Raw genomic sequence first — 19,970 nt, 5'->3', positions numbered from 1 at the left:
AAACATGTCTATCTCAAATGGAACTCATGCGGACGGTGCGCCGCATGAGTACGTGGCATCGCGCGCGTACAATCTGGATGGTTCGCGACGCCGCGGCTTCCAGCTTCCGGCATTGCTCCTCATCCTTGGGGCGTTTGTTCTTCCGCTGAGCGTTATCCTCTGGTACTCGCTCCACGGCTTCGTCTACGGGGCGATTTCCGGCTCTCCGACTATCGCAAATTACACGCGTATCTTTTCCAGCGCAGCATATAGCTGGACCCTGGTGCGTAGCATTGTCTTTGTCGCCGTAGTCTCCGCGATCACGACAGTCGTAGCGTTTCCTATGGCTTACTATGTCGCCATCCACGTGCGCGCGAACCGACGGATTGTCTTCTTGGCACTTGTTATCGTGCCGTATCTATCGAGCTATCTGGCTAAGGTGATCGCCTGGTTGGCCCTCTTGGGGGACACTGGGATCATAAACACCGCTCTCATGTCCTCCGGAATTATTTCCACGCCGATATCAGTCCTTGGGATAGGTCAGCCGGCGATCATCCTCACTTTCGTATATCTCTGCTCGCCCCTCGCTTTCATGACGCTCTACAGCACGCTAGAGCGGATCGATCCCGACCTTTTCGAGGCAACCTCTGATCTTGGCGGACGGCGTTGGCACATATTCTGGAAAGTGGTCCTTCCCCTTTCAAGAAATGGCATCCTCACGACATTCGCCTTTGTCTTCGTGGCCATGTTCGGTGACTACGTCACGCCGGTTTTGATCGGCGGCACCGATGGCGTCTTGTTCGTGAATTTGCTGGTCAATCAGTTTGGCGCATCGATGCAGTGGGGCTTCGGGTCGGCGATGGCGATTGTAATGCTGTTCAGCAGCATTGTGCTCTTCTCCGGACTGCGCGCTGTGTCTGGAACCGTGAAGGGAGGCGAATTCACGAGCCGCACGGTCAAACCTGCCGCGCTCGGACTGAAGGTCTACGTTGGAGCGTTCGTTCTGTTTCTCTACGCTCCCATATCTTTACTCCTCCTGTTCGCAGTGAACGCATCTCCGGCGGTCGGTCTGCCCATTACAGGCCTTTCATTGAAATGGTTCGCTGCGGCCTTTGCCGATCAAGGCTTCAGGGAGTCTTTCCAGAACAGTCTGATTATCGCAACAGGGTCCTCGCTCATTAGCACCTGCTTTGGCACTATGGCGTCAATGTCTCTGGCCCAGTCCACCGGGAAACGCAGAACAGCCGTCGTCGCAGTTTTGACCGCGCCCATGTTCATGCCGCCCGTCATTCTTGGCATTGGCATTTTGATCGCCTGTAGTGCGGCAGGCGTCGATCGTGGCATCTGGGTCTTGATGGTAAGTCATGCCCTTTTGTCGATGCCAGTCGCTATCTTGATCATGCTTGCGAGGCTCGAGGGCATGAGCGGCAATCAGGAATTGGCAGCGATGGACCTTGGTGCGACGCCTTGGAAAACGTTTGTTCGAGTTTCTCTTCCACAGATGATGCCGGCCCTCATCGCCGCTTTGGTGCTAACCTTCGCATTCTCGTTGGACGAGTTCATTCTCACCTTCCTGGTGACCGGACGAACGTCGACGCTACCCATCTTTATCTTTAGCAGCATCCGCTTCCAGTTGAGCCCGAGCGCCATCGCCGCCGCGTCGGTCGTCATGCTCCTATCGCTCTCGCTAATTGCGGTTGGCGCTATTGCATATAACTGGCGATCACTATCGCGCCGCGGAATAGAAAATTAGGAGTAAGCCGGTGTCGATGCTCGAATGCCGAAAAATTACCAAACGCTACGGTGGCCACTTTTATAGCTTGGGCTCTCCGGAAACCAGCGTTGACTTCGACGTGAAGCCCGGCGAGCTGTTCGCCGTGATTGGGCCAAGCGGTTGTGGAAAGTCCACCCTGCTCAAGCTGATCGGCGGTTTTACGTCGACGAGCGCTGGAAAGATAACGATCCAGGGACGAGATGTGACTGGGCTCCCACCCTATTTAAGGCCGACCAACACTGTCTTCCAGAACTACGCCCTCTTTCCTCATCTCACCATCGGAGAGAACGTTTCGTTTGGGCTGGAAATGGCACGCGTACCTCAGGCTGAGTGTGCCGCACGGGTTGAAGATGCGTTGCGCTTGGTTGGGCTGGCGAGCTTCTCGCGGCGTTACGTAAGCGAGATGTCTGGCGGCCAGTTGCAAAGAGTAGCTCTTGCCCGCGCTATCGTGAACAAACCTGCGATCCTGCTACTCGACGAGCCGTTAGGGGCGCTCGATCTCAAGCTTCGGCGTCAAATGCAGGACGAAATCGTCGAGCTAAAAAGAGCGCTCGGCATGACGATTCTGCACGTCACTCACGACCAGGAAGAGGCCTGCGCGATTGCAGACCGGATCGCCGTAATGAACGCCGGCCATATCCTTCAAATTGACTCGCCGGTTGACTTATATCGCAGACCGCGAACCGCATTTGTCGCAGAATTCATCAATGCCGGGACCATCCTACGCGGTGACGTCAAACTGGCAGGCCAGGATGGCCGCCTCTGTTCCAAGGCTGGAACGTTTCTCGGCAGAAACAACTGCGGCGAGGTAAGCGGGAAACTGGCTTTGCTGCTGCCGAGATACGGGGCCAAGGTCCGACGGATATCGGGCAACGAAGTTTCGGACGTCAATTCACTCGTCGCAACCGTCGTGCGGATCGCCTTCACGGGCACTGAATTTGCAGTCCAGCTTGAGGCGAAAACGGGTGACCGTTTCACTGTCCAGCTAACAATAGAAGAAATGGCTCAGGGTGGCCTCGATCTAGGCGCACAGGTGAATGCGAGCTGGGCGGCTGAAAATCTTCAAATCGTTCGGGACGACTTACCGGAAGCATAGGCATCCGCCGTCTCGTTAGGTGCTAAATCTGTTAATTGAAGGAGTCGATATGAGTGTCAACTTGAGGAACGAGCGGTCGACGGAGCTGTTCGATCGGGCCAAGCTGGTGGTTCCAGGCGGAGTCAATACCGCGCGTCGTAAAATCAATCCGCCATTGGCAATCTCCCACGCCAAAGGTTCCCGGATGTGGGACCTTGATGGGAACGAGTTCATTGATTACCACGCTGCATACGGAGCTGTTTTCCTTGGGCATAGCGATGAGCGCATTGTTGAAGCTGTCACCAAGGAAGCCGGGCGGCGTGTTCTGACCGGGGTTGGCATTACGGAGACCGAGGCCGAACTCGCAGAACGGATCGTCAGGTCAATCCCTTCAGCAGAACAGGTTCTACTGTGCAACACTGGCTCTGAAGCAACGTTCTATGCGCTGCGTCTTGCTCGTGCGATCACCGGAAAGCAAAAAATTCTGAAGTTCCAAGGCTGCTATCATGGCTATCATGATGCCGTCGCCATGAACAATCAGAGTTCAAAAGACGCCTTGGGTCATAAGGACGTCCATTCCGCTGGTCTGAATCCGGGCGTAGTCGAGAACACCGTCATCGCGCGGTACAACGATCTGGAAGACGTTAAGCGGGTGTTTGCGGAAAACGCAGGCGAGATCGCTGGGATCATCATTGAACCTATCGCCCATAGCTCTCCAGCGATCGTTCCAGTTCCTGGTTTCCTCGAAGGGCTCCGATCGATCTGCGACGCCGAAAACGCCTTGCTCATATTCGATGAGATCGTCACTGGCTTTCGCCATCATATCGGCGGCTACCAGGCTATCGTCGGCGTACTTCCGGATATCACGACCGTCGGCAAGGCCCTCGGCAACGGCTTTCCTGTCGCGGCGGTTTGCGGCAAGGAAGAGCATATGCGGAAGTTTAATACGCACGCAGATGGTATCGCAATGTTTGCCGGAACCTACAACGGCAACGGCGTTGCATCCGCTGCGGGCCTCGCAGTGCTGAAGATCCTCGAGGACACCAACCTCTACGCGCACGTCTTCTCAATGGGCAACATGATGCGCGACGGATTGTCCGAGATCGTGAAACGAAATGGGATAAACTGCGTAGTTTCGGGCTTCGGCGGGGTCTATGCTCTGAGCTTCATGCAGGGACCGCTCAACTCTTACGACGACGTTGTTCGCAACGACGGAATTCAGCAGGTCAGGTATCGGCAGCAGCTCATCAACCGCGGCGTTTTCGAAATGCCAGAGCGGGGCGGACGCAATCACATCAGTATCGCGCACAGTGAAAGCGATATCGCCAAGACACTTGAAATCGCTGAAGCCGCATTGCTAGCCTCACGCTGATCCCCACACCCTGACGTCACTCTGGCGTCAGGGTATTTTCTTTCGGAGCAAGAAGATGTGGAAGTTATCTGTACGGCACTGGTTACGACACTTAAACCAAATCTTGAACACAGCTTCCGACGGTGCACCACGACGCAAGTCTGAAACGGTTTACACGCTTGGGCAAGCCACCGCTATGCATGCGGGTTGTGGTAGGCGTGAAGAAGAACGGTCGCGACGCGCAAGGGTCGCAAGGCGAGATTTTTAACCAAAAATTCATCTGTCGGTTAAGGTTCGCAGGCTATTTGAAATTTAGCCTCGAACCTTTTGTAAGGGAGGGTGCTAAGTTGAAACTCGACCCATATACCGCAGAGAGGTTGGCCGCAGCCTCTTCCACAGCTTGGGGCCATGAGGTAGAACCGTTGTCCACTGCCGCAAAGAGCGTTGAACGCTCATCTTCCGTCGGCGATTCTCGCTTTTCCACCACAGCGCGGCCGTTGATCGTTCACGTGATCCGTCAGTTCCTACCAAACCTCGGTGGCCTGGAAGACGTTGTTTCGAACTTAGCCCGAAAGACAATTGAACGTGGCTTTCGAGTGCGCGTTATCACGCTCGATTCTTTGTTCACCGAACAGGGGAAGACGCTGCCAGCACACGAATACATCGACGATATTGAGGTTGTAAGAATTCCTTGGATTGGCAGCTCTCGGTACCCGATCGCCCCGCAAGTCTTCAGGCATCTTGACGATGCCGATGTGGTTCATGTCCATGCAATCGATTTCTTCTATGACGCACTCTCGTGGGGTCGCCTATTCCATCGAAAACCCATGGTGGTGACCACCCACGGCGGATTTTTTCATACCAATAGATACTCTTTCATCAAAAAACTTTGGTTTCAGTCGCTTACCCGTGTTTCGGCGTTGGGCTATCGCAAGGTTATTGGCTGCAGTGTTCCCGACGTAAGAAGATTTTCAGAAATAGCGCCAGAGCGCACGATTTTAATCGACAACGGTGCGGACATTGGCAAGTTCGCAAACTGTGCCTCGTCAACGCCGAGACGTCGGATCGTAACGATTGGCCGGTTCTCAACGAACAAGCGTCTGGACAACCTCCTTGAAACGGTTGCTGTTTTGCGCAGTCGTAATACGGATTGGCATATCGATGTAATAGGTGTCGAATCCGATCTGACGCGACGAGACCTGGTCCAACATATTGAACGTCTTCGACTTGAGGACGCGGTTTCCATTCACGTTGCTGCCCACAACGACGCTATCGGAGACCTCATTGGCAACTCGTCGATATTCGCCTCAGCTTCGGACTACGAGGGCTTCGGAATCGTAGCACTTGAAGCCATGAGCGCAGGATTGCTTCCGGTGTTGAACGCCAATGCCGCCTACTCCGCGCTAGCCGAGCGGCATACGAGCTTGCGGCTAACGAATTTCAATGAGGCGGAACGCGCTGCTGACGATGTCGAGAGCGCATTCGATTCCTTGATGGCGGACTGTGCTACGATCCGCGAAAATCTAATCGCTGAAGTTCGGCCTTATTTGTGGGATGTCGTTGCTGACAAATACATGGGCGTCTATTGCGAGATACTCGGCGCCGACATGAACCCGCTCTCGGCTGCAGCTAAATCCCGGGCCGTTTGAAGCTCTGGCGCAGCCGCCATTCGTCCGGGCCTGTAAACAGCTTAGCTGGTGACACACGTTGATCAGTCACTGTCCCGACACTGCAAGTTTCCTACAGCGCCCGTGCAGTGGACCCTCGCTCCACGAGAGGTGCATGAATGAGATGAAGGGAATTGCCTGCAAGATGTTCGCCTTCAACCATTCGGGCAAGTTGATCCATTGCCCTGTCGATCATGGCGTCGCCGTCTTGTCGAACCGTCGTCAAATCAAAGCTTGGCCACGCTGCCGAGGGGATGTCGTCAAATCCCGCAATAAGTACGTCGCCAGGCACAGTTAATCCAGCTGCCTTGACTGCTTCCATAGCCCCCATCGCCATCAGATCATTCGCACAGAAAATGGCGTCCGGTCTCTTGCGAGCCGAAAGGAGTTTCTTCGCAGCTTCAAACGCATCATCGTGCCGGAAATCGCCATGAGCTACGGCAACGTCACTTATTCCGTTTTGCATAAGCACACCCAGATAGCCTGCAAAGCGATCTTCACTTGCAAGATTGCCGCGTTTCCCACCGATGTAGGCGAAGCGTTGTGCGCCGCGCTTTAAAAACAATGCTGCGACCTGCCGGCCACCTTCGACGTTGTCGCTGCAGATCGATGCGACCCATTGGTTGGAAAGCTTGTTATTGAAGAGTACGACAGGGGTGTGCATTTTGGCGCAACGTTCGGCGGCCTCTTTCGAGACAATTGACAGAGCCGAGATGATGCCATCGACACGGTAGCCGAGGATATCCGGGATGATTTCATCGATGTACTCGCCGTGGTTCACCGAAAAAAGCATTACGCTTGAACCAGACCGTTGAATGGTCTGGGACAATTTTTCAACGACGTTGGCATAGAAGGGGTTGTACAGACCCCCGCTCACGATCGCGATCAGCGAAGACTTGTGAGTAAGCATGATGCGCGGGATCATGCTGGGACCATAGCCGAGTTCGTCGGCAGCCCTCATTACCTTTTCTCGGGTTTTTGCCGAGACGCTAGCTCCTTCGGTATAGGTGCGGGAAACGGCTGACTGAGAGACGCCTGCCAGCCGGGCGACGTCTATCGAAGATGCATACTTCTTCCGTGCGGCATTGGTTTCTAACTCGGTCAGGGTCTTTTTCAAATCGGCTTCCCATTTGCATCTGTAAACAACAGACGAATTCCACAGCGTTCAAGCGAAAATAACACAGGTTGAAGAGAATCCTAGCGGCGATCGCATAGCCATTCAAAAATATTGCATTGCTATGCAAAAATCGATATTGGTGATGCGGGCCGGCGGAGCTGCGCCGGATAACGGAGGTATTTATATGCAAGTGAGATTGGCGAACGCACCTGTGTCTTGGGGTGTAGATTATGCTGGGGACCCCAATAACCCGCCGTGGCAGAAGGTGATGGACGAGATTTCGCAGGCAGGTTACTCCTCTACCGAACTCGGTCCGTACGGTTTCTATCCGACGGACCCAGAGGAACTTTCCAACGAATTCAAACGTCGTTCGCTGAAGGTCGAAGCGGGCTTCGTATTCCAGATACTGCATGATCCGGCAAAGACCGAGGTGGTACTTGAGAACGCCAAGAAGACCGTCGGATTGCTCGCGGCCGTGGGCGGAAAATATCTTGTAACTATCGATCACATTTCCGAAGCGAGAATGGCGACAGCCGGTAGACGCGACCTGGCCCAAAAGCTTAGCGCTAGCCAGTATCAGCACATGATCAGCATCATTGATCGCATTGCCGATATCGCTTTGGCCTCTGGTGTGAAGCCTGTGATCCATCAGCATGCAGGATGCTACATCGAGTTCGAAGATGAAATCGAGGGCGTGCTCGAAAAATTGGACCCGGAACGGGTGGGCATTTGCATCGACACAGGCCACATGGCGTATGCGGGGATCGACCCGGTTGCATTCTACGAACGCCATGCGAAACGTGTTCAGTACTTCCACTTCAAGGACATTGACCGCAACGTCCACGAACGTGTGCTGGCCGAGAAGATCCCGTTCCTGGCAGCCATCGAACAGAAGATTTTTTGCCCGATGGGGGCAGGGGTCGTAGACTGGAAGCGGCTTGCTGGCGCATTTAAGGCACATGGTTACGATGGTGCCGCGAACATTGAACAGGATATCGATCCGACGATTTCGTTCGATCCGCTTGGTGACGCACGCAAGAGTCTGGCCTATCTCAAGTCTGTAGGCTTCTAATAGACGGTGGGCGGCAGATTTGCCGCCCACTTTCGTCCAAAGCAACAAGGTGAAGCCATTCTTGTCTGAGATCGAGATGCACAATGAGTAAGAAGCTAAAAATCTATGCCGTCACCCACGACATCCTGGGCGATGTCTTCTGGGAAGTTTTTCGTCGCGGACTTCTTGATGCTGCGGCTCGTTTCGACGTCGACGTCGAACATCTGCGGCCGGGCAAGTTCTCTCCTGAGATCCAAGCGGGTTTGATCGACGGCGCTCGTCACGCTCGTCCCGACGGCATAATTTCTACCGTGCCGGATGTCGCCGCGGTCGAAGGGGCGCTGAAAGCAACAATTGCTGACGGCATCCCCGTTATCTGCGTGAACGCAAAGGACAGTCGGCCGGAAGGCGAGCGCATTCCCTATCTCTTCTACATTGGAGGTGACGATTTCAACGCCGGTGAACTCGCAGGGCGCTACCTGCTTGAACATGTGAAGCCCAGAGCGGCGATGTGTGTCGATCACTATCTGTACGAGCACATTTGCCACAGCGATCGCTGGCATGGTTTCAAAAGTGCTTTCGACAAAGCGGGCGTGCCTGCTGAGCGGCTGCGTGTTCCAGGCGGTCAGCCTGAAGAGTGTGCCGAAGCCGTTGCAAAGTACATGGAGAACAATCCGAACGTTGACGCCGTCTTGACGCTTGGCCCGCCAGGCGCGCAGGCCGTCCTCGATGCCGAGGCACTTGTCTCCAAGGGGCGGTCGTGGAAGCACCTGACATTCGATGTCGCACAGCTTCAGATCGACGGAATCCGCTCGAGCCGTATCATGGCGACGATTGACAGCCAGCAATACCTTCAAGGCTTCCTTGCGGTCCAGCATATGTGGATGCACAAAACTCAGGGCTTCACACTCGCCGCTGATATATACACCGGACCGGCGATCGTCGACATTTCCAACATTGATGAAGCTGAGCAAGGTGTCAAAGCGGGCACGCGCTGATTAAAAAAAGCCCGGACGCTAACGCATCCGGGCTTTCTTTCTAGCCGAAGAGGTGAGGTTGGAGGCCTCTCACGCCGGGCTCGATAACGAATAGGTCTCCTGCGTGCGGCTGCTCTTTCCGCCCTGCCTCGTCCAGAAGACGCTTGGTCGTGATGATGACCAGGTGCTGCAGATCAGGCCCGGCAAATACGCAGGACGTGACCTGGGTCGCAGGCAACTCCACGGTGCTGACCAGAGTTCCTTCTGCCGAGTAGTGATGCACAGCACCGCCGCCAAATTCGGCAATCCAGAGGCCTCCTTCAGCATCGATTGCCACGCCGTCGGGCATTCCTTTGAAATGGCTGACGTCGATAAAGGTTTCGCGGTCGCTGAGGAATCCTGTTTCGGGATCGTAGCGAAAGCGCCAAACCTTCTTTGTCACACTGTCAGCGAAAACCATCTGCTTTCCGTTTGGCAACCAGGCCAGAGTGTTGGGCACGGAGATTTCACTCAGGACTTCGGTCACGGATCCATCGTGTTCCAACCTGTACAAACACCCGGTGGGAAAGCGTCCAAGGGTGGAGATTGAACCAACCCAAAAACGTCCCTGCGGATCACACTTTCCCTCGTTGAGACGGTGCTCAGGCTTGTGTGGCTCGGGATCGGTCACAAAATCAATCGACCGGGCGGAAGGATCGATTATGTGGATTCCGCTTTGAAGGCCCGCTATCAGGCGTCCGTCCCGCATCAGTGCCAGCGCCCCTCCGAGCGCTGGCAGTTCTAGTACCCGGTCTTCGCCTGTCGACCAGTCGAAACCGTGTAGCGTCTTGCCTGTGATGTCCATGAAGAAGAGAGTGTTGCGGTCTGCATCCCAGACGGGGCACTCTCCCAACTCGGTCTGCGCGGCGAGCAGTAGCTTTGGATCGAAGCTCATTGCGCTCTCCGTTAACCGAGGTAGCGCTGATGTTTGACGCCGGCACGGATCTTGGAGGCAGCATCCGCTGCAGACTTGGTGTTTGTCACCTGCGATGCGCCTACGTCCCACCATACGCCGGAGTTGATCGAGCGCCCGCGCGTTTCTGCCTTGACGGTAATCACTGTAGGGCCGGACGTGGCCCTTGCCTTCGCAAGCGCCTCTTTCAGTTGCTCTTCGTCGGCGGCCGAGAAGACGGTTGCTCCCATCGACCTTGCGTTCGCTGCGTAGTCGATCTCCATGTAGTTGCCATTGGGACGTAGCGCATCGTTATCGCGGGACCGGAATTCGTTGCCCAAGTTGTCGATACCGCTTGAGTATTCCTGGAGGTCACGGATGCACTGATAGCCGTAGTTCTCGATGACAACCACCGTGATCTTGGTGTTCTCCTGGACAGCTGTGACGATCTCAGTCGGTCCCATGAGGTAGGTGCCATCTCCGATGATCACGATGATCTCCTCATTCTGGCGGGCACCGAGGCGGGCACCGATCGCAGCCGGAATTTCGTGTCCCATCGCGGAGAAACCGAACTCGAGAAACGCCTTTGATCCATTGGCGTTATCCCAGGCTTTCAAGATTTCGCCAGGAGGGGTTCCGGCAGCGGCGATCACCACGTCGCCTGAGTTGGTCGCCTCGTTGACGACCCGGACAATGGTCCCCTGGTTCAACTCGCCTCCCGGCGCAACTTCAATATCTTGGCGGTAAGCGGCACGCCAATTGGACTTCTGCGTCTCGACTTCCTGTCGATAGGCGGCCTGTGTCGCATAACGCGCCTCGCGGAGGCCCGCACCGACCCGCTCGATCGACAAACGCGCATCTCCAACGACCGGAACCCCACGGAGCTTGTGGGCGTCGTAGCTGTTGGTGTTGATCGAAATGAAAACGACATTTGGGTCGTGGAAGGCTGAGCGCGATCCGGTTTGGAAATCCTGCAAACGCGTGCCGATCGCAACGACGACGTCGGCGCGTTCGGCGATTCGACCGGACGCCCCGTTCCCGGCAACGCCCATTCCGCCCAGGCAGAGCGGAGTGTCCAGGCTGACGCCTTTGCCAGCATGGGTTTCCGCGACTGGAATGCCGAATTCGTTGGCGAAGTCACGCAGAGCGTTTTCGGCGGCAGAGTAACGTACGCCTCCGCCTGCGATGATAAGAGGCGAGCGTGCGCGTGACAGCGCGGCGACAGCTTCGTTGATGTCATCCTGCGAGGGTTCCCGGCGTCGGATGACCCAGTTCCGCTCGCGGAAGAATTCGACAGGATAATCGTAGGCCTCACCTTCAACGTCCTGAGGGAAGGAAATCGTAACAGCGCCAGTGTCTGCCGGGTCGGTCAGGACGCGCATCGCCTCAGGCAGCGCGGTCAGTATCTGCTCCGGGCGGGAAATCCGGTCAAAGAAGCGGCTTACGGGCCTGAAGCAGTCGTTGACGGTCAGATCGCCGTCGATCGGGTGCTCAAGCTGCTGGAGCACGTTGCCTGTGCGGCGATGGGCGAACGTGTCCGAAGCAAACAACAAAACAGGCACACGATTTACGGTCGCGGTCGCAGCGCCGGTGATCATATTTGTCGAGCCCGGTCCAATCGAAGCGGTGCAGGCAAGGGTCGCGCGACGGTTACGCATTTTTGCATAACCTATAGCAGCGTGGACCATCGCTTGCTCGTTCTTGGGCTGATAGTAGGGCAATTCATTGCCGTACTCGTCGATTGCTTGGCTGATCGATGCCACGTTGCCGTGACCGAAAATGCCGAAAATGCCACCGATAAGCCGCTCTCTTTCCCCGTCGAAAACAGAGAATTGCTTCTGTAAATACATGATGGTGGCTTGTGCTGCGGTTAGTCTGATCGTGTTGGACATGAGTACCTCCCATTTGCGGCGGAGAATTCCCGCGGACTTGGATTTTTTCACTTAAACAATTTTGCAAAGCTATGCAAAGACAAAAATATCCTCTATACGCCAAATATCGACGGTGAATTGGCTGTTGCCTGCCTGTTCACCAGGGGAGAAGGCGAGACATAAGCTATGCAAAGATTCGCAAATAAAGTCGCATTGGTCACTGGCGCATCGACTGGCATCGGCCTGGAGACGATCAAGCGCATTCGCGCGGAAGGCGGAACGGTGTTCGCCGCGCATCGTCGTGGCGTACTAGAGATCGAGGGAGTTCCCTCGATCGCCCTGGACGTCACCAATGAAGAGCACTGGGAGCGCGCCGTCTCCGAGGTCGTTGCAACCGCGGGACGCCTGGACATACTCATCAATAACGCCGGCGTCCGGGAGAGCGGCTCAGTGGAAGAGACCACTCTTGAGCAGTGGCATCGCCTTATCGACACAAACCTCACAAGCATATTCCTTGGATGCCGTGCGGCGGTTCCGGCAATTCGTAACGCAGGTGGCGGAGCCATCGTCAATGTAGGGTCGATCACTGGGATACGGGGCACCGAGAACATGGTGGCCTACAGTGCGTCCAAGAGCGGGGTAACCTCGATGACCTCGTCTCTTGCGTTGGATCTCGCCCGCGACAACATCCGAGTGAACGCTGTCTGCCCCGCGGCAATCCGGACCCGCATGGTAACCGATTGGCTGGGCGCTGCGGATGACGTCGACGCCGCTGAGGCTGCCGTTCTGGCAAAGCATCCGATCGGGCGTATCGGTCGGCCGGACGAGGTTGCGAGCGTCATCGCATTTCTAGCAAGCGACGATGCGTCGTTCATGACCGGAATGTCCATCCCAGTCGATGGCGGAAGAAGCATTCGTTAATCAAGCATCCAAGGAGGAACTCATGGAAAAAATCCGTTTTGGTATCGTTGGCTCCGGCTACATGGCCAAGCTGCATAGTCTCGCGCTACGTAACATTGGTGCGTACCTCTGGCCCAAGCTGCCCCAGATCGAGATGGTCCGGATGGCGGATATCGTGCCGCAAGCCGCAAAGGACGGGGCCGAACGGTGGGGATGGAAGAGCCACACCAGCGACTGGAAGGAAGTCACCCGTGCGGACGACATCGACGTCGTCATCATCATCACGCCCAACAACAGCCATGCCGATATTGCGATCGATGCCTTCGAACACGGAAAGCACGTTTTCTGCGAAAAGCCGCTGTCGAGCACTGTCGCGGAAGCAGAGCGGATGACCAAAGCAGCCCAGGCGTCGGGCAAGGTGAACCTGGTCAACTTCTCGTATCGGACGTGGCCTGGTGTCGAGCTTGCGCGACAATTGATCCGGGAAGGTGAACTTGGCGAGGTGCTGCATTTCGAGGGCCGCTACTTCCAGGAATATGCGGCCGATCCCGAGCTCCCTTTCTCGTGGCGTTTTGATAAGTCGGTCTCCGGCGGCGGTGCGTTCGGCGATATCGGCTCCCATATCATGGATATTGCCTGCGCCCTGATGGGCCCGGTCGACTCTATCGCTGCGAAAACAAAACGCTTCTACGAAAAGCGTCCGGTGAATGGTCCGAACTCGAAGGAGGTAACGGTCGACGATCTGACTACATCTCTGGTGCAGTTTTCAAATGGGGCCCTCGGATCGGTGCACGCTTCGTGGGCCGCCACAGGCCATAAATGCGATCTCAGCTTCTCGGTTATCGGCACAAAAGGCTCACTCTCCTTTAGCTGGGAACGCAGCAACGAACTGCATTTCTTCAGCGCTGACGATCCTCAACGCGTCGGCGGCTTCCGCCGGATCATGCTCGGCGGTATCCATCCCGAGGCGGATCCGTTCTGGTATGCGCAGGGCCAGGGGCTTGGCTACGGTGAGGCCTTCGTTATCACGGCACGCCGCGCCATCGAGGCGGTTATCAACGCCAACACTAACGCCGCCCCGAACTTCGCGCAGGCTCTTCACATCAACCGCGTTATCGCAGGCGCGTTCCAGGCCGCGGAAGAGGACCGCTGGGTGAAGATCGAGAAGACGGACGCGTTCGACTGAGCGGTCTCGGACCGGTAGCAGCAAACAAACGACGCGATTATCGAGATGCACAGACCACGCGGCGGCGGACACTCCCCCGCCGCGTATGGCCGCGCTCGAAAGCGTCTGCAACTGAGTCTAAACACGCAGGGAGGATGTCATGGCAAAATACAAGGTCGTGATTATCGGCACGGGGCGGATTGCCGATGTCCACGCCATATCGGTAACGCGCAGTCCCCGCTTGGAGCTTGCCGGTTGCGTCGACCCTTTCGGCGGTGCGAGCTTCGCAGACAAGTGGTCGGTTCCTGGATTTACAACACTCGATGCGGCTGTTGATGCCTGCAAGCCGGATGCGCTTGTCATCGCATCGCCAACCGAAACGCATGTTCCCTACGTGCTCGAAGCCTGCCGTTTGCGCATTCCGACGTTGTGCGAGAAGCCAGTTGCTTTTACGCGCGAACCTATCGTCGAGGCGATTGCAGCGGCGCGTGCTGTGGCCATACCTGTCGTGCTCGGCTTTCACCGGCGGTTTGACTCGTATCGGCAGGAAGTGCATGCCCGTGTGCGGGAAGGAGCCGTCGGCCGCCCTGAACACATCCTTCAGTTCAGCCGTGATCCGCGCCTTGCCGGTCGCTCTGAGGTTGCCCATCAAGGCGGCATTATCGCTGATATGGTCGTCCATGATCTGGATGAGCTGAACTGGCTTATGGGCCGACTTCCCGACCACGTTTGCACGCGGCTCGATCGCAATGTCGATCCGACTCTGGCTGAAATCGGCGAATTCGACACTGCAAACATCATGCTTTCCTGGAGCGAGGGCACCGTGGCCCATATATCGGCGACGAGACGCGCGGCACATGCTTTCGAGCAGCGTCTCGAAGTCTTCGGAGGTGAGGGCCGGATCATCTGTGAAGATCCGCGCCTCAGTCCGATTGTATTCGATGGCCTCAATGATACGCGCATTTCCAGGCGGTTCGAGCATTTCTGGGATCGCTACCGCCCCGCTTACCAGGCGGAGATCGACCATTTGGGGGACATCCTCGCGACAGGAGCAGCTCCGCTCTGCACGTTGGAGGACGGCCTCAAGGCGTACGATCTCGTCGAAATGGTGATGGCAGGTATCCAGCCGCTGCCAGAGACCGCATAATCGCGTTTTCGCGATTTTTTAGAGCCCGGTCGGGGTTGAACTGACATCCGATCGGAGTTAGATGTTGCATAGCTATGCATTGGAGGAATTCATGACTGAAGAAAAGACGATTGGCGTTGGGATGATCGGCCACGCGTTCATGGGCAAGACCCATTCAATCGGCTACCGAGACGTGCCAGTGATCGCGCCGTTGGACGTGCCGCGCCCACGCCTCAAAGCGATCTATGGGCGTGACACCACCAAACTGGAGGAAGCACGACAGCGCTACGGTTGGGAGCGCGCCGTCTCCGACTGGCGTGAGATTATCGACGACCCGGATATTCAACTCGTCGACAATGTCGGACCGAATTCCATCCACGTTGAGCCGATCATTGCTGCTGCACGTGCTGGCAAGCACGTCTATTGCGAGAAGCCACTTGCTCCAGACGCGGCTCAGTCCTTTGAAATGTGGAAAGTGGCCCATGAAGCGGGCGTGAAGCACATGTGTGCCTTCAACTACCGTTTTTTTCCGGCGTTGCAGCTCGCTCGCCAAATGATTCAGGACGGTGAACTCGGCGACATCTATCATTTCCGCTCGAATTTTCTTGTTTCCTCCTCTCTCTCCGAGAACCGGGTGAAGGGATGGCGCGACGACAAGACCCTAGCCGGTTCCGGGGCGCTAGGCGATCTAGGCTCGCACCACATCGATATCTCGCGCTTCCTCTTGTCGTCCGATCCCGTGCGCGCCACTGCGGTGACGGGGATCGCGGTCGGCAAGGCCGGCGACGAACAGCGCATCGAGACCGACGATTTGTTTGCCGCTATCCTGACCTACCAGAACGGTGCGCTTGGTGTGCTTGAAGCCTCGCGTGTAGCCGGAGGCAACATGGTGACCAGCCGCATCGAGGTCGACGGATCGCGTGGCTCGATCCGCTTTTCGATGCAGAACCTGAACGAGCTGGAGTTTGCTGGGACAGACAAGACATGGCGCAGAATCAATGTGCTGCGCGACGGCGATCCCTATCAGAAGAACTGGTTGCCACCGGGACATCCCTTGGGTTGGGTCGACACCTTCAGCCACGAGGCAATGCACATGCTCGCAGCGATCGGTGGGCTGGGGGAAATCGCGCCCATCGGCGCAACGTTCCGCGATGGCTACTACTGCGCGGAAATCGTCGACGCAATCGTCCGCTCGGCGGCCGAACGCACGGGTGCCGACATTTCCTATCGCAAGGTGTGAGGATCGGACATGGCAAAGATTTTCGTAAGCTGGCCCGGCTATAGCCCGGCCGACAATGACACAGGTGCGCGATTGGTCGCCGCCGGCCACGAACTGGTGTTGCGGCCCAAGACCGGCAACCGGACGCCGGAAGAGCTCGCAGCGCTACTCGAGGACTGTGACGCGGCCATCGTATCCACCGATCCCTTCACCCGCGACGTTCTTGCTGGTGACAGAAACCTCAAGGTGATCGCGCGCGTTGGCGTCGGTACCGACTCGATCGACCACGAAGCGGCGAAAGAGTTCGGCGTTGGCATTTCGATTACGCCTGGAATGAATGCCGAGACGGTGGCCGACCAAACACTCGCGATGATCCTCGGTCTGTTGCGCCGGGTTGTTACGCAGGACCAAGCCGTAAAAGCGGGCCGCTGGGACCGCGTAGGGGAGGCGACGCCGACCGAGCTCTACCGCAAGACCGTTGGCCTGATCGGCGCGGGCATCATCGGTAAGGCCGTCATCCGCCGTCTCCTCGGGTTCGGTGTTCGCGTCATCTATTTCGACGCGATGGTCGAAAGCGTCGAGGGAGCGGAGCGCTGTGGTTCCTTGGAGGAGTTGCTTCAGATTTCCGACCTGGTTTCGCTGCATGCTCCATTGCTGGCCGACACCCGCGACTTGATGAACGCCGAACGGATCGCACTGATGCCGAAGGGGTCCTATCTAGTCAACACATCGCGTGGCGGGCTGGTTCATCAGCCGTCGCTCTTCGCCGCACTTCGCTCCGGCCACCTTGCCGGCGCGGCTCTCGATGTCTTCGAAGTCGAGCCGCCAGGAGCAGAAGCGCTAGCGGACGTGCCGAACCTTATCACCTCGGCTCATATCGGAGGTATCAGCAGAGAGTCGATCGCGCGCATGACCCAGTCCGCGACAACCTCTGTACTCGATGTCCTGGGCGGAGAGATCCCCGACACGGTGATCAATCCTGATGCGCTGCGCGCTCGTTTTGCAGGAGCTTGAATCATGGAAAGAACCCGTAGTTTCAAGGCGCGCACCCGTGCACGCGAACGCACCGTGGGAACATGGATAAAAACGCCATCGAGGATTGTCACGGAGGTTCTGTCGGGCTCCGTACTCGACGTGCTATGCCTTGATGCCGAGCATGCGCCATTCGACAGAATGGACCTTGACGGTGCGATCCTCTCGGCTCGCGCCCAGGACATGCCAGTCTTGGTGCGCGTGCAAGCGCCAACTGCCTCCGAAATCCTGAACGCCCTCGACCTCGGCGCAACGGGAATCGTGATCCCGCACGTCTACGACGTCGCCAATACGAAGGAACTCGTTAAGTCGTGCCTCTATGGGCCTGGCGGGCGAGGATTTGCGGGCTCTACTCGTGCTGCTGGCTACACGCGTGTGAAGATGGCCGATCATATCGCGGCGTCCAACAGCCTCACGACGATTGTTGCGCAAATCGAAGATGTCGAGGCGCTTTCCGTTCTCGATGATCTGATGGCGATCGACGAGATTGACTGCTTTTTCATCGGCCGGGCGGACCTTGCTGTCGCTCTTGGCGCGCCGTCGGCGGTAGCGCCGGAAGTGATTGAAGCATCGAAAAAGATATGCGAAGCCGCCGCACGCCATGGCAAGGCCGTGGGGATGTTCGTACCCAACCTGGCCGAAATTCCCGAATGGACCAAGCTCGGAGTTAGCCTCTATCTTCTCGAATCCGATCAGGTGTTTCTGCTCAACGGAGCAGATCGGTTAAAGAAAGCCGTCGAGCAGCAGGCTAGTGGCGGCTAGAACTGTCACAATGAGCAGAGCCGTGCCTCGACGGCTCTGCTTCCATGCGACTGACAACTGAGGATTATCTTTATGTGTTCTGCCGCGGGTGCGCCTCTTCAGTCTTCAGAGACGTTATCGACCGAGGGTTATGTTTCCAATTGCGCCGTCGAATGTGGGTGCACAAAAAATTTAACGCTTTGCTTTTCAATTTTTGTTGCCTAGCTGCCTTGCTTTCCTAAAATCTTGGCCGAAAGCCCGCCGCTGGAGGACAAGATGAGCGAGCGTAAGGATGCTTTTCCGGAGGCAAGAATTTGGGAAACGCCCGTGTTCGTGCGGATAGGACACGGTATGACCGAGCCCATAAATGGTCCCCGGGAGGCCTTGTACTATCTGTCGAATAGGTGGCCTGCCGAGCGGGGACCAAAGTTTGAGATTGCCAAATTGGCCTGCAGGCTGACCGTTGAACACTACGGTTCACTCAATGACGCCCGCCAAGCGTTCTTAGACGCTGCTGTTGAAGTAGATGTTTTGGCTTAGGCTCATACGCCACCCCCGACGAGCAACGCTCCTGAACCACCGAACCACCGTGAAGTCGCAGCGAGTAGTTGTTACGAGATCGCGGATCGCGGTAACGATTGCCTCTTCTTCGTTCTCGTTGGTCAGCACGTCTGGTGATCAGGGCGACGAGCACGATGTAGGAGCCGGTCATTTGGTGCGGCCCATGCACCTGCGCGATTTAGCTATAAGGACACACTCTCCGCGTATCGTATCTGCAGTAGAGTCTCCATGCGACGATTGATGGGTCACGCTACTAGCGACGAGCTCAATCGCTGCCGGCCTGAACCGGATTAGGCCGCCGTTTCTCGATAGCGTCTTTCAAGAGTGCGGCGCAGCGGAATATCCCGTGTGCGAACTTGCTGTAAGGCAAAGTCAAAAACAGCCCCATCACAAATCCAAGGTGGATCGCGAGCAGCAGCGGCATCCAAGATGTGTCACGCAAGAACATCAGCGCAAGCCCTGTGAGGCTGATGAGGAATAAGAGGGCGATGAATCCCCGGTCCATAGGTTTCTGCCGTTCGTCTGTTTGCAAGTCATTTCGCTGGATACTAAGCCAGAGGAGCCCAGCTGGGCCGATGAGGAGGCCGATGCCTCCCGCCGTCCCCAGAGCTACGGGAAGACTAAAGATTGGATAGGGTGCCTCTAACCCAAACAGGTAGTGATAAGCGGTTGCGACGGAAGTGGATGCAAAGCACAACATGAAGCCGTAGAAAGTGAAGTGGTGAAAGCGCCGACGCCATAGGCTGAAAGCATCGTTCTCATTATTGCAGCCGTCCCCGTGCCCGCCACCGAGATATCGCAGGGTGAGGGCCGACGTCGCCGCCTCGCCAATAGCGCTTCCCATCGCAACGGGTGTTCCCGGTTCCGAAACACGCCGCCAGAAACGGGTTACGCCTATGGCCAATGCGATGACAGAAAAACCGAAAGCCGAGCCGAAGACGACTGCTAGCGTGTTGTGCGGAAAAATGGCGTAGAATTCGCCTTCCAGGCCGTGCACAAAAAGACTTCCTTGGCTCAGGATCGTCGCGATGAGGAACAAAGCGATACCAATGCTTGTCGCCATTGCAACCGCCAGGCCGTTGCTGCGGTACATTTCACCGAAGGCCCGCGGAAACGCATAGTTGATGTATGTGTCTCGTCTGACGCGGGCCAATGTTTTTGGCAGATTGACGCCAAAGTCATGCGGAGGGGCGTATTGGCAGGCATAGAGACAGGCAGAGCAGTTGTGGCACAGGTTGGCTAAGTAGTGAGCATCCGCAACGTTGAAGTCTAGCCTGCGTGTCATGGCGGGAAAGACCGCGCAGAAACTCTCGCAATACCGGCAGGCATTGCAGATGTGAAGGAGGCGGTCTACCTCCATGACGTTCGCATCGAGCTCCTCGGATGCTTTGCGGGCTAGATGGCTCAGATCGTCGATGGCAGTCATTCATTTT

The 19,970-nt window shown here is 56.6% G+C and carries 17 protein-coding genes; 13 read left to right on the top strand and 4 right to left on the bottom strand.

Features of this window, described 5'->3' with window-relative positions:
• Positions 1-4 precede the first annotated feature (4 nt).
• The 4 genes from JZY08_RS16105 to JZY08_RS16090 all read left to right on the top strand — a co-directional run bounded on the left by JZY08_RS16105 (position 5) and on the right by JZY08_RS16090 (position 5,828).
• Positions 5-1,732, top strand: a complete 1,728-nt coding sequence (locus JZY08_RS16105; RefSeq protein WP_216332483.1) for an ABC transporter permease subunit — start codon at positions 5-7, stop codon at positions 1,730-1,732.
• 16 nt (positions 1,733-1,748) lie between these two features.
• Positions 1,749-2,849, top strand: coding sequence for an ABC transporter ATP-binding protein (locus tag JZY08_RS16100; protein WP_253204183.1), 1,101 nt, complete (start codon positions 1,749-1,751; stop codon positions 2,847-2,849).
• Positions 2,850-2,898: 49 nt separating this feature from the next.
• Positions 2,899-4,200, top strand: a complete 1,302-nt coding sequence (locus JZY08_RS16095) for an aspartate aminotransferase family protein (RefSeq protein WP_216332479.1) — start codon at positions 2,899-2,901, stop codon at positions 4,198-4,200.
• A gap of 476 nt (positions 4,201-4,676) precedes the next feature.
• A complete protein-coding gene (locus tag JZY08_RS16090; protein WP_253204182.1) occupies positions 4,677-5,828 on the top strand; it encodes a glycosyltransferase family 4 protein in 1,152 nt (383 codons plus the stop codon).
• A gap of 91 nt (positions 5,829-5,919) precedes the next feature.
• On the opposite strand, the gene JZY08_RS16085 is transcribed toward JZY08_RS16090, so the two are convergent.
• Positions 5,920-6,963: a LacI family DNA-binding transcriptional regulator gene (locus JZY08_RS16085; protein WP_253204122.1), complete on the bottom strand. Its 1,044-nt coding sequence runs from the start codon at positions 6,961-6,963 to the stop codon at positions 5,920-5,922.
• A 268-nt stretch (positions 6,964-7,231) separates the two neighbouring features.
• Between JZY08_RS16085 and JZY08_RS16080 the strand changes: the two genes are divergently transcribed.
• Both JZY08_RS16080 and JZY08_RS16075 read left to right on the top strand, forming a co-directional pair.
• Complete coding sequence (locus JZY08_RS16080; RefSeq protein ID WP_253204121.1) at positions 7,232-8,035, top strand: TIM barrel protein; 804 nt, start codon at positions 7,232-7,234, stop codon at positions 8,033-8,035.
• Positions 8,036-8,118: 83 nt separating this feature from the next.
• Positions 8,119-9,012 carry a sugar ABC transporter substrate-binding protein gene (locus JZY08_RS16075; RefSeq protein ID WP_216332477.1) on the top strand — a complete coding sequence of 298 codons (894 nt, stop codon included), beginning with the start codon at positions 8,119-8,121 and terminating at the stop codon, positions 9,010-9,012.
• Positions 9,013-9,052: 40 nt separating this feature from the next.
• Here the strand turns inward: JZY08_RS16075 and JZY08_RS16070 are convergent, their stop codons facing one another.
• Both JZY08_RS16070 and iolD read right to left on the bottom strand, forming a co-directional pair.
• A complete protein-coding gene (locus JZY08_RS16070; protein ID WP_216332475.1) occupies positions 9,053-9,925 on the bottom strand; it encodes an SMP-30/gluconolactonase/LRE family protein in 873 nt (290 codons plus the stop codon).
• Positions 9,926-9,936: 11 nt separating this feature from the next.
• Positions 9,937-11,814 carry a 3D-(3,5/4)-trihydroxycyclohexane-1,2-dione acylhydrolase (decyclizing) gene (gene iolD / locus JZY08_RS16065; RefSeq protein WP_216332473.1) on the bottom strand — a complete coding sequence of 626 codons (1,878 nt, stop codon included), beginning with the start codon at positions 11,812-11,814 and terminating at the stop codon, positions 9,937-9,939.
• A gap of 165 nt (positions 11,815-11,979) precedes the next feature.
• Here iolD and JZY08_RS16060 point away from each other — a divergent pair, with 165 nt between their 5' ends.
• The 7 genes from JZY08_RS16060 (at position 11,980) to JZY08_RS16030 (ending at position 18,516) form a co-directional block, all read left to right on the top strand.
• Positions 11,980-12,714: an SDR family NAD(P)-dependent oxidoreductase gene (locus tag JZY08_RS16060; RefSeq protein WP_216332471.1), complete on the top strand. Its 735-nt coding sequence runs from the start codon at positions 11,980-11,982 to the stop codon at positions 12,712-12,714.
• A 22-nt stretch (positions 12,715-12,736) separates the two neighbouring features.
• Positions 12,737-13,879 carry a Gfo/Idh/MocA family protein gene (locus JZY08_RS16055; RefSeq protein ID WP_216332469.1) on the top strand — a complete coding sequence of 381 codons (1,143 nt, stop codon included), beginning with the start codon at positions 12,737-12,739 and terminating at the stop codon, positions 13,877-13,879.
• A gap of 139 nt (positions 13,880-14,018) precedes the next feature.
• Entirely contained in the window at positions 14,019-15,005 is a 987-nt protein-coding gene (locus JZY08_RS16050; RefSeq protein WP_216332467.1) for a Gfo/Idh/MocA family oxidoreductase, read from the top strand.
• Positions 15,006-15,096: 91 nt separating this feature from the next.
• Positions 15,097-16,224, top strand: a complete 1,128-nt coding sequence (locus JZY08_RS16045; protein WP_216332465.1) for a Gfo/Idh/MocA family protein — start codon at positions 15,097-15,099, stop codon at positions 16,222-16,224.
• Positions 16,225-16,233: 9 nt separating this feature from the next.
• Entirely contained in the window at positions 16,234-17,217 is a 984-nt protein-coding gene (locus JZY08_RS16040) for a phosphoglycerate dehydrogenase (protein WP_216332463.1), read from the top strand.
• 3 nt (positions 17,218-17,220) lie between these two features.
• Entirely contained in the window at positions 17,221-17,997 is a 777-nt protein-coding gene (locus JZY08_RS16035; protein WP_216332462.1) for an HpcH/HpaI aldolase/citrate lyase family protein, read from the top strand.
• Between the two features lie 255 nt (positions 17,998-18,252).
• Entirely contained in the window at positions 18,253-18,516 is a 264-nt protein-coding gene (locus JZY08_RS16030; RefSeq protein ID WP_216332461.1) for a DUF982 domain-containing protein, read from the top strand.
• A gap of 286 nt (positions 18,517-18,802) precedes the next feature.
• On the opposite strand, the gene tcuB is transcribed toward JZY08_RS16030, so the two are convergent.
• The gene (gene tcuB, locus JZY08_RS16025; protein WP_216332460.1) at positions 18,803-19,963 is read right to left on the bottom strand and encodes a tricarballylate utilization 4Fe-4S protein TcuB; all 1,161 of its coding nucleotides are present in this window, start codon (positions 19,961-19,963) and stop codon (positions 18,803-18,805) included.
• Positions 19,964-19,970 lie beyond the last annotated feature (7 nt).

Origin of the sequence: Rhizobium sp. X9, assembly GCF_018873185.1 — a bacterium.
Lineage (GTDB): Bacteria > Pseudomonadota > Alphaproteobacteria > Rhizobiales > Rhizobiaceae > Agrobacterium > Agrobacterium oryzihabitans.
This window is presented reverse-complemented; position numbering and strand designations above follow the sequence as displayed.

What these genes read in the sequence shown, in the direction of transcription:
- JZY08_RS16105 (WP_216332483.1), top strand. Translation starts at nt 5, where the DNA reads ATGTCTATCTCAAATGGAACTCATGCGGACGGTGCGCCGCATGAGTAC.
- JZY08_RS16100 (WP_253204183.1), top strand. Translation starts at nt 1,749, where the DNA reads ATGCTCGAATGCCGAAAAATTACCAAACGCTACGGTGGCCACTTTTAT.
- JZY08_RS16095 (WP_216332479.1), top strand. Translation starts at nt 2,899, where the DNA reads ATGAGTGTCAACTTGAGGAACGAGCGGTCGACGGAGCTGTTCGATCGG.
- JZY08_RS16080 (WP_253204121.1), top strand. Translation starts at nt 7,232, where the DNA reads ATGGACGAGATTTCGCAGGCAGGTTACTCCTCTACCGAACTCGGTCCG.
- JZY08_RS16075 (WP_216332477.1), top strand. Translation starts at nt 8,119, where the DNA reads ATGAGTAAGAAGCTAAAAATCTATGCCGTCACCCACGACATCCTGGGC.
- JZY08_RS16070 (WP_216332475.1), bottom strand. Translation starts at nt 9,925, where the DNA reads ATGAGCTTCGATCCAAAGCTACTGCTCGCCGCGCAGACCGAGTTGGGA.
- iolD (WP_216332473.1), bottom strand. Translation starts at nt 11,814, where the DNA reads ATGTCCAACACGATCAGACTAACCGCAGCACAAGCCACCATCATGTAT.
- JZY08_RS16060 (WP_216332471.1), top strand. Translation starts at nt 11,980, where the DNA reads ATGCAAAGATTCGCAAATAAAGTCGCATTGGTCACTGGCGCATCGACT.
- JZY08_RS16055 (WP_216332469.1), top strand. Translation starts at nt 12,737, where the DNA reads ATGGAAAAAATCCGTTTTGGTATCGTTGGCTCCGGCTACATGGCCAAG.
- JZY08_RS16050 (WP_216332467.1), top strand. Translation starts at nt 14,019, where the DNA reads ATGGCAAAATACAAGGTCGTGATTATCGGCACGGGGCGGATTGCCGAT.
- JZY08_RS16045 (WP_216332465.1), top strand. Translation starts at nt 15,097, where the DNA reads ATGACTGAAGAAAAGACGATTGGCGTTGGGATGATCGGCCACGCGTTC.
- JZY08_RS16040 (WP_216332463.1), top strand. Translation starts at nt 16,234, where the DNA reads ATGGCAAAGATTTTCGTAAGCTGGCCCGGCTATAGCCCGGCCGACAAT.
- JZY08_RS16035 (WP_216332462.1), top strand. Translation starts at nt 17,221, where the DNA reads ATGGAAAGAACCCGTAGTTTCAAGGCGCGCACCCGTGCACGCGAACGC.
- JZY08_RS16030 (WP_216332461.1), top strand. Translation starts at nt 18,253, where the DNA reads ATGAGCGAGCGTAAGGATGCTTTTCCGGAGGCAAGAATTTGGGAAACG.
- tcuB (WP_216332460.1), bottom strand. Translation starts at nt 19,963, where the DNA reads ATGACTGCCATCGACGATCTGAGCCATCTAGCCCGCAAAGCATCCGAG.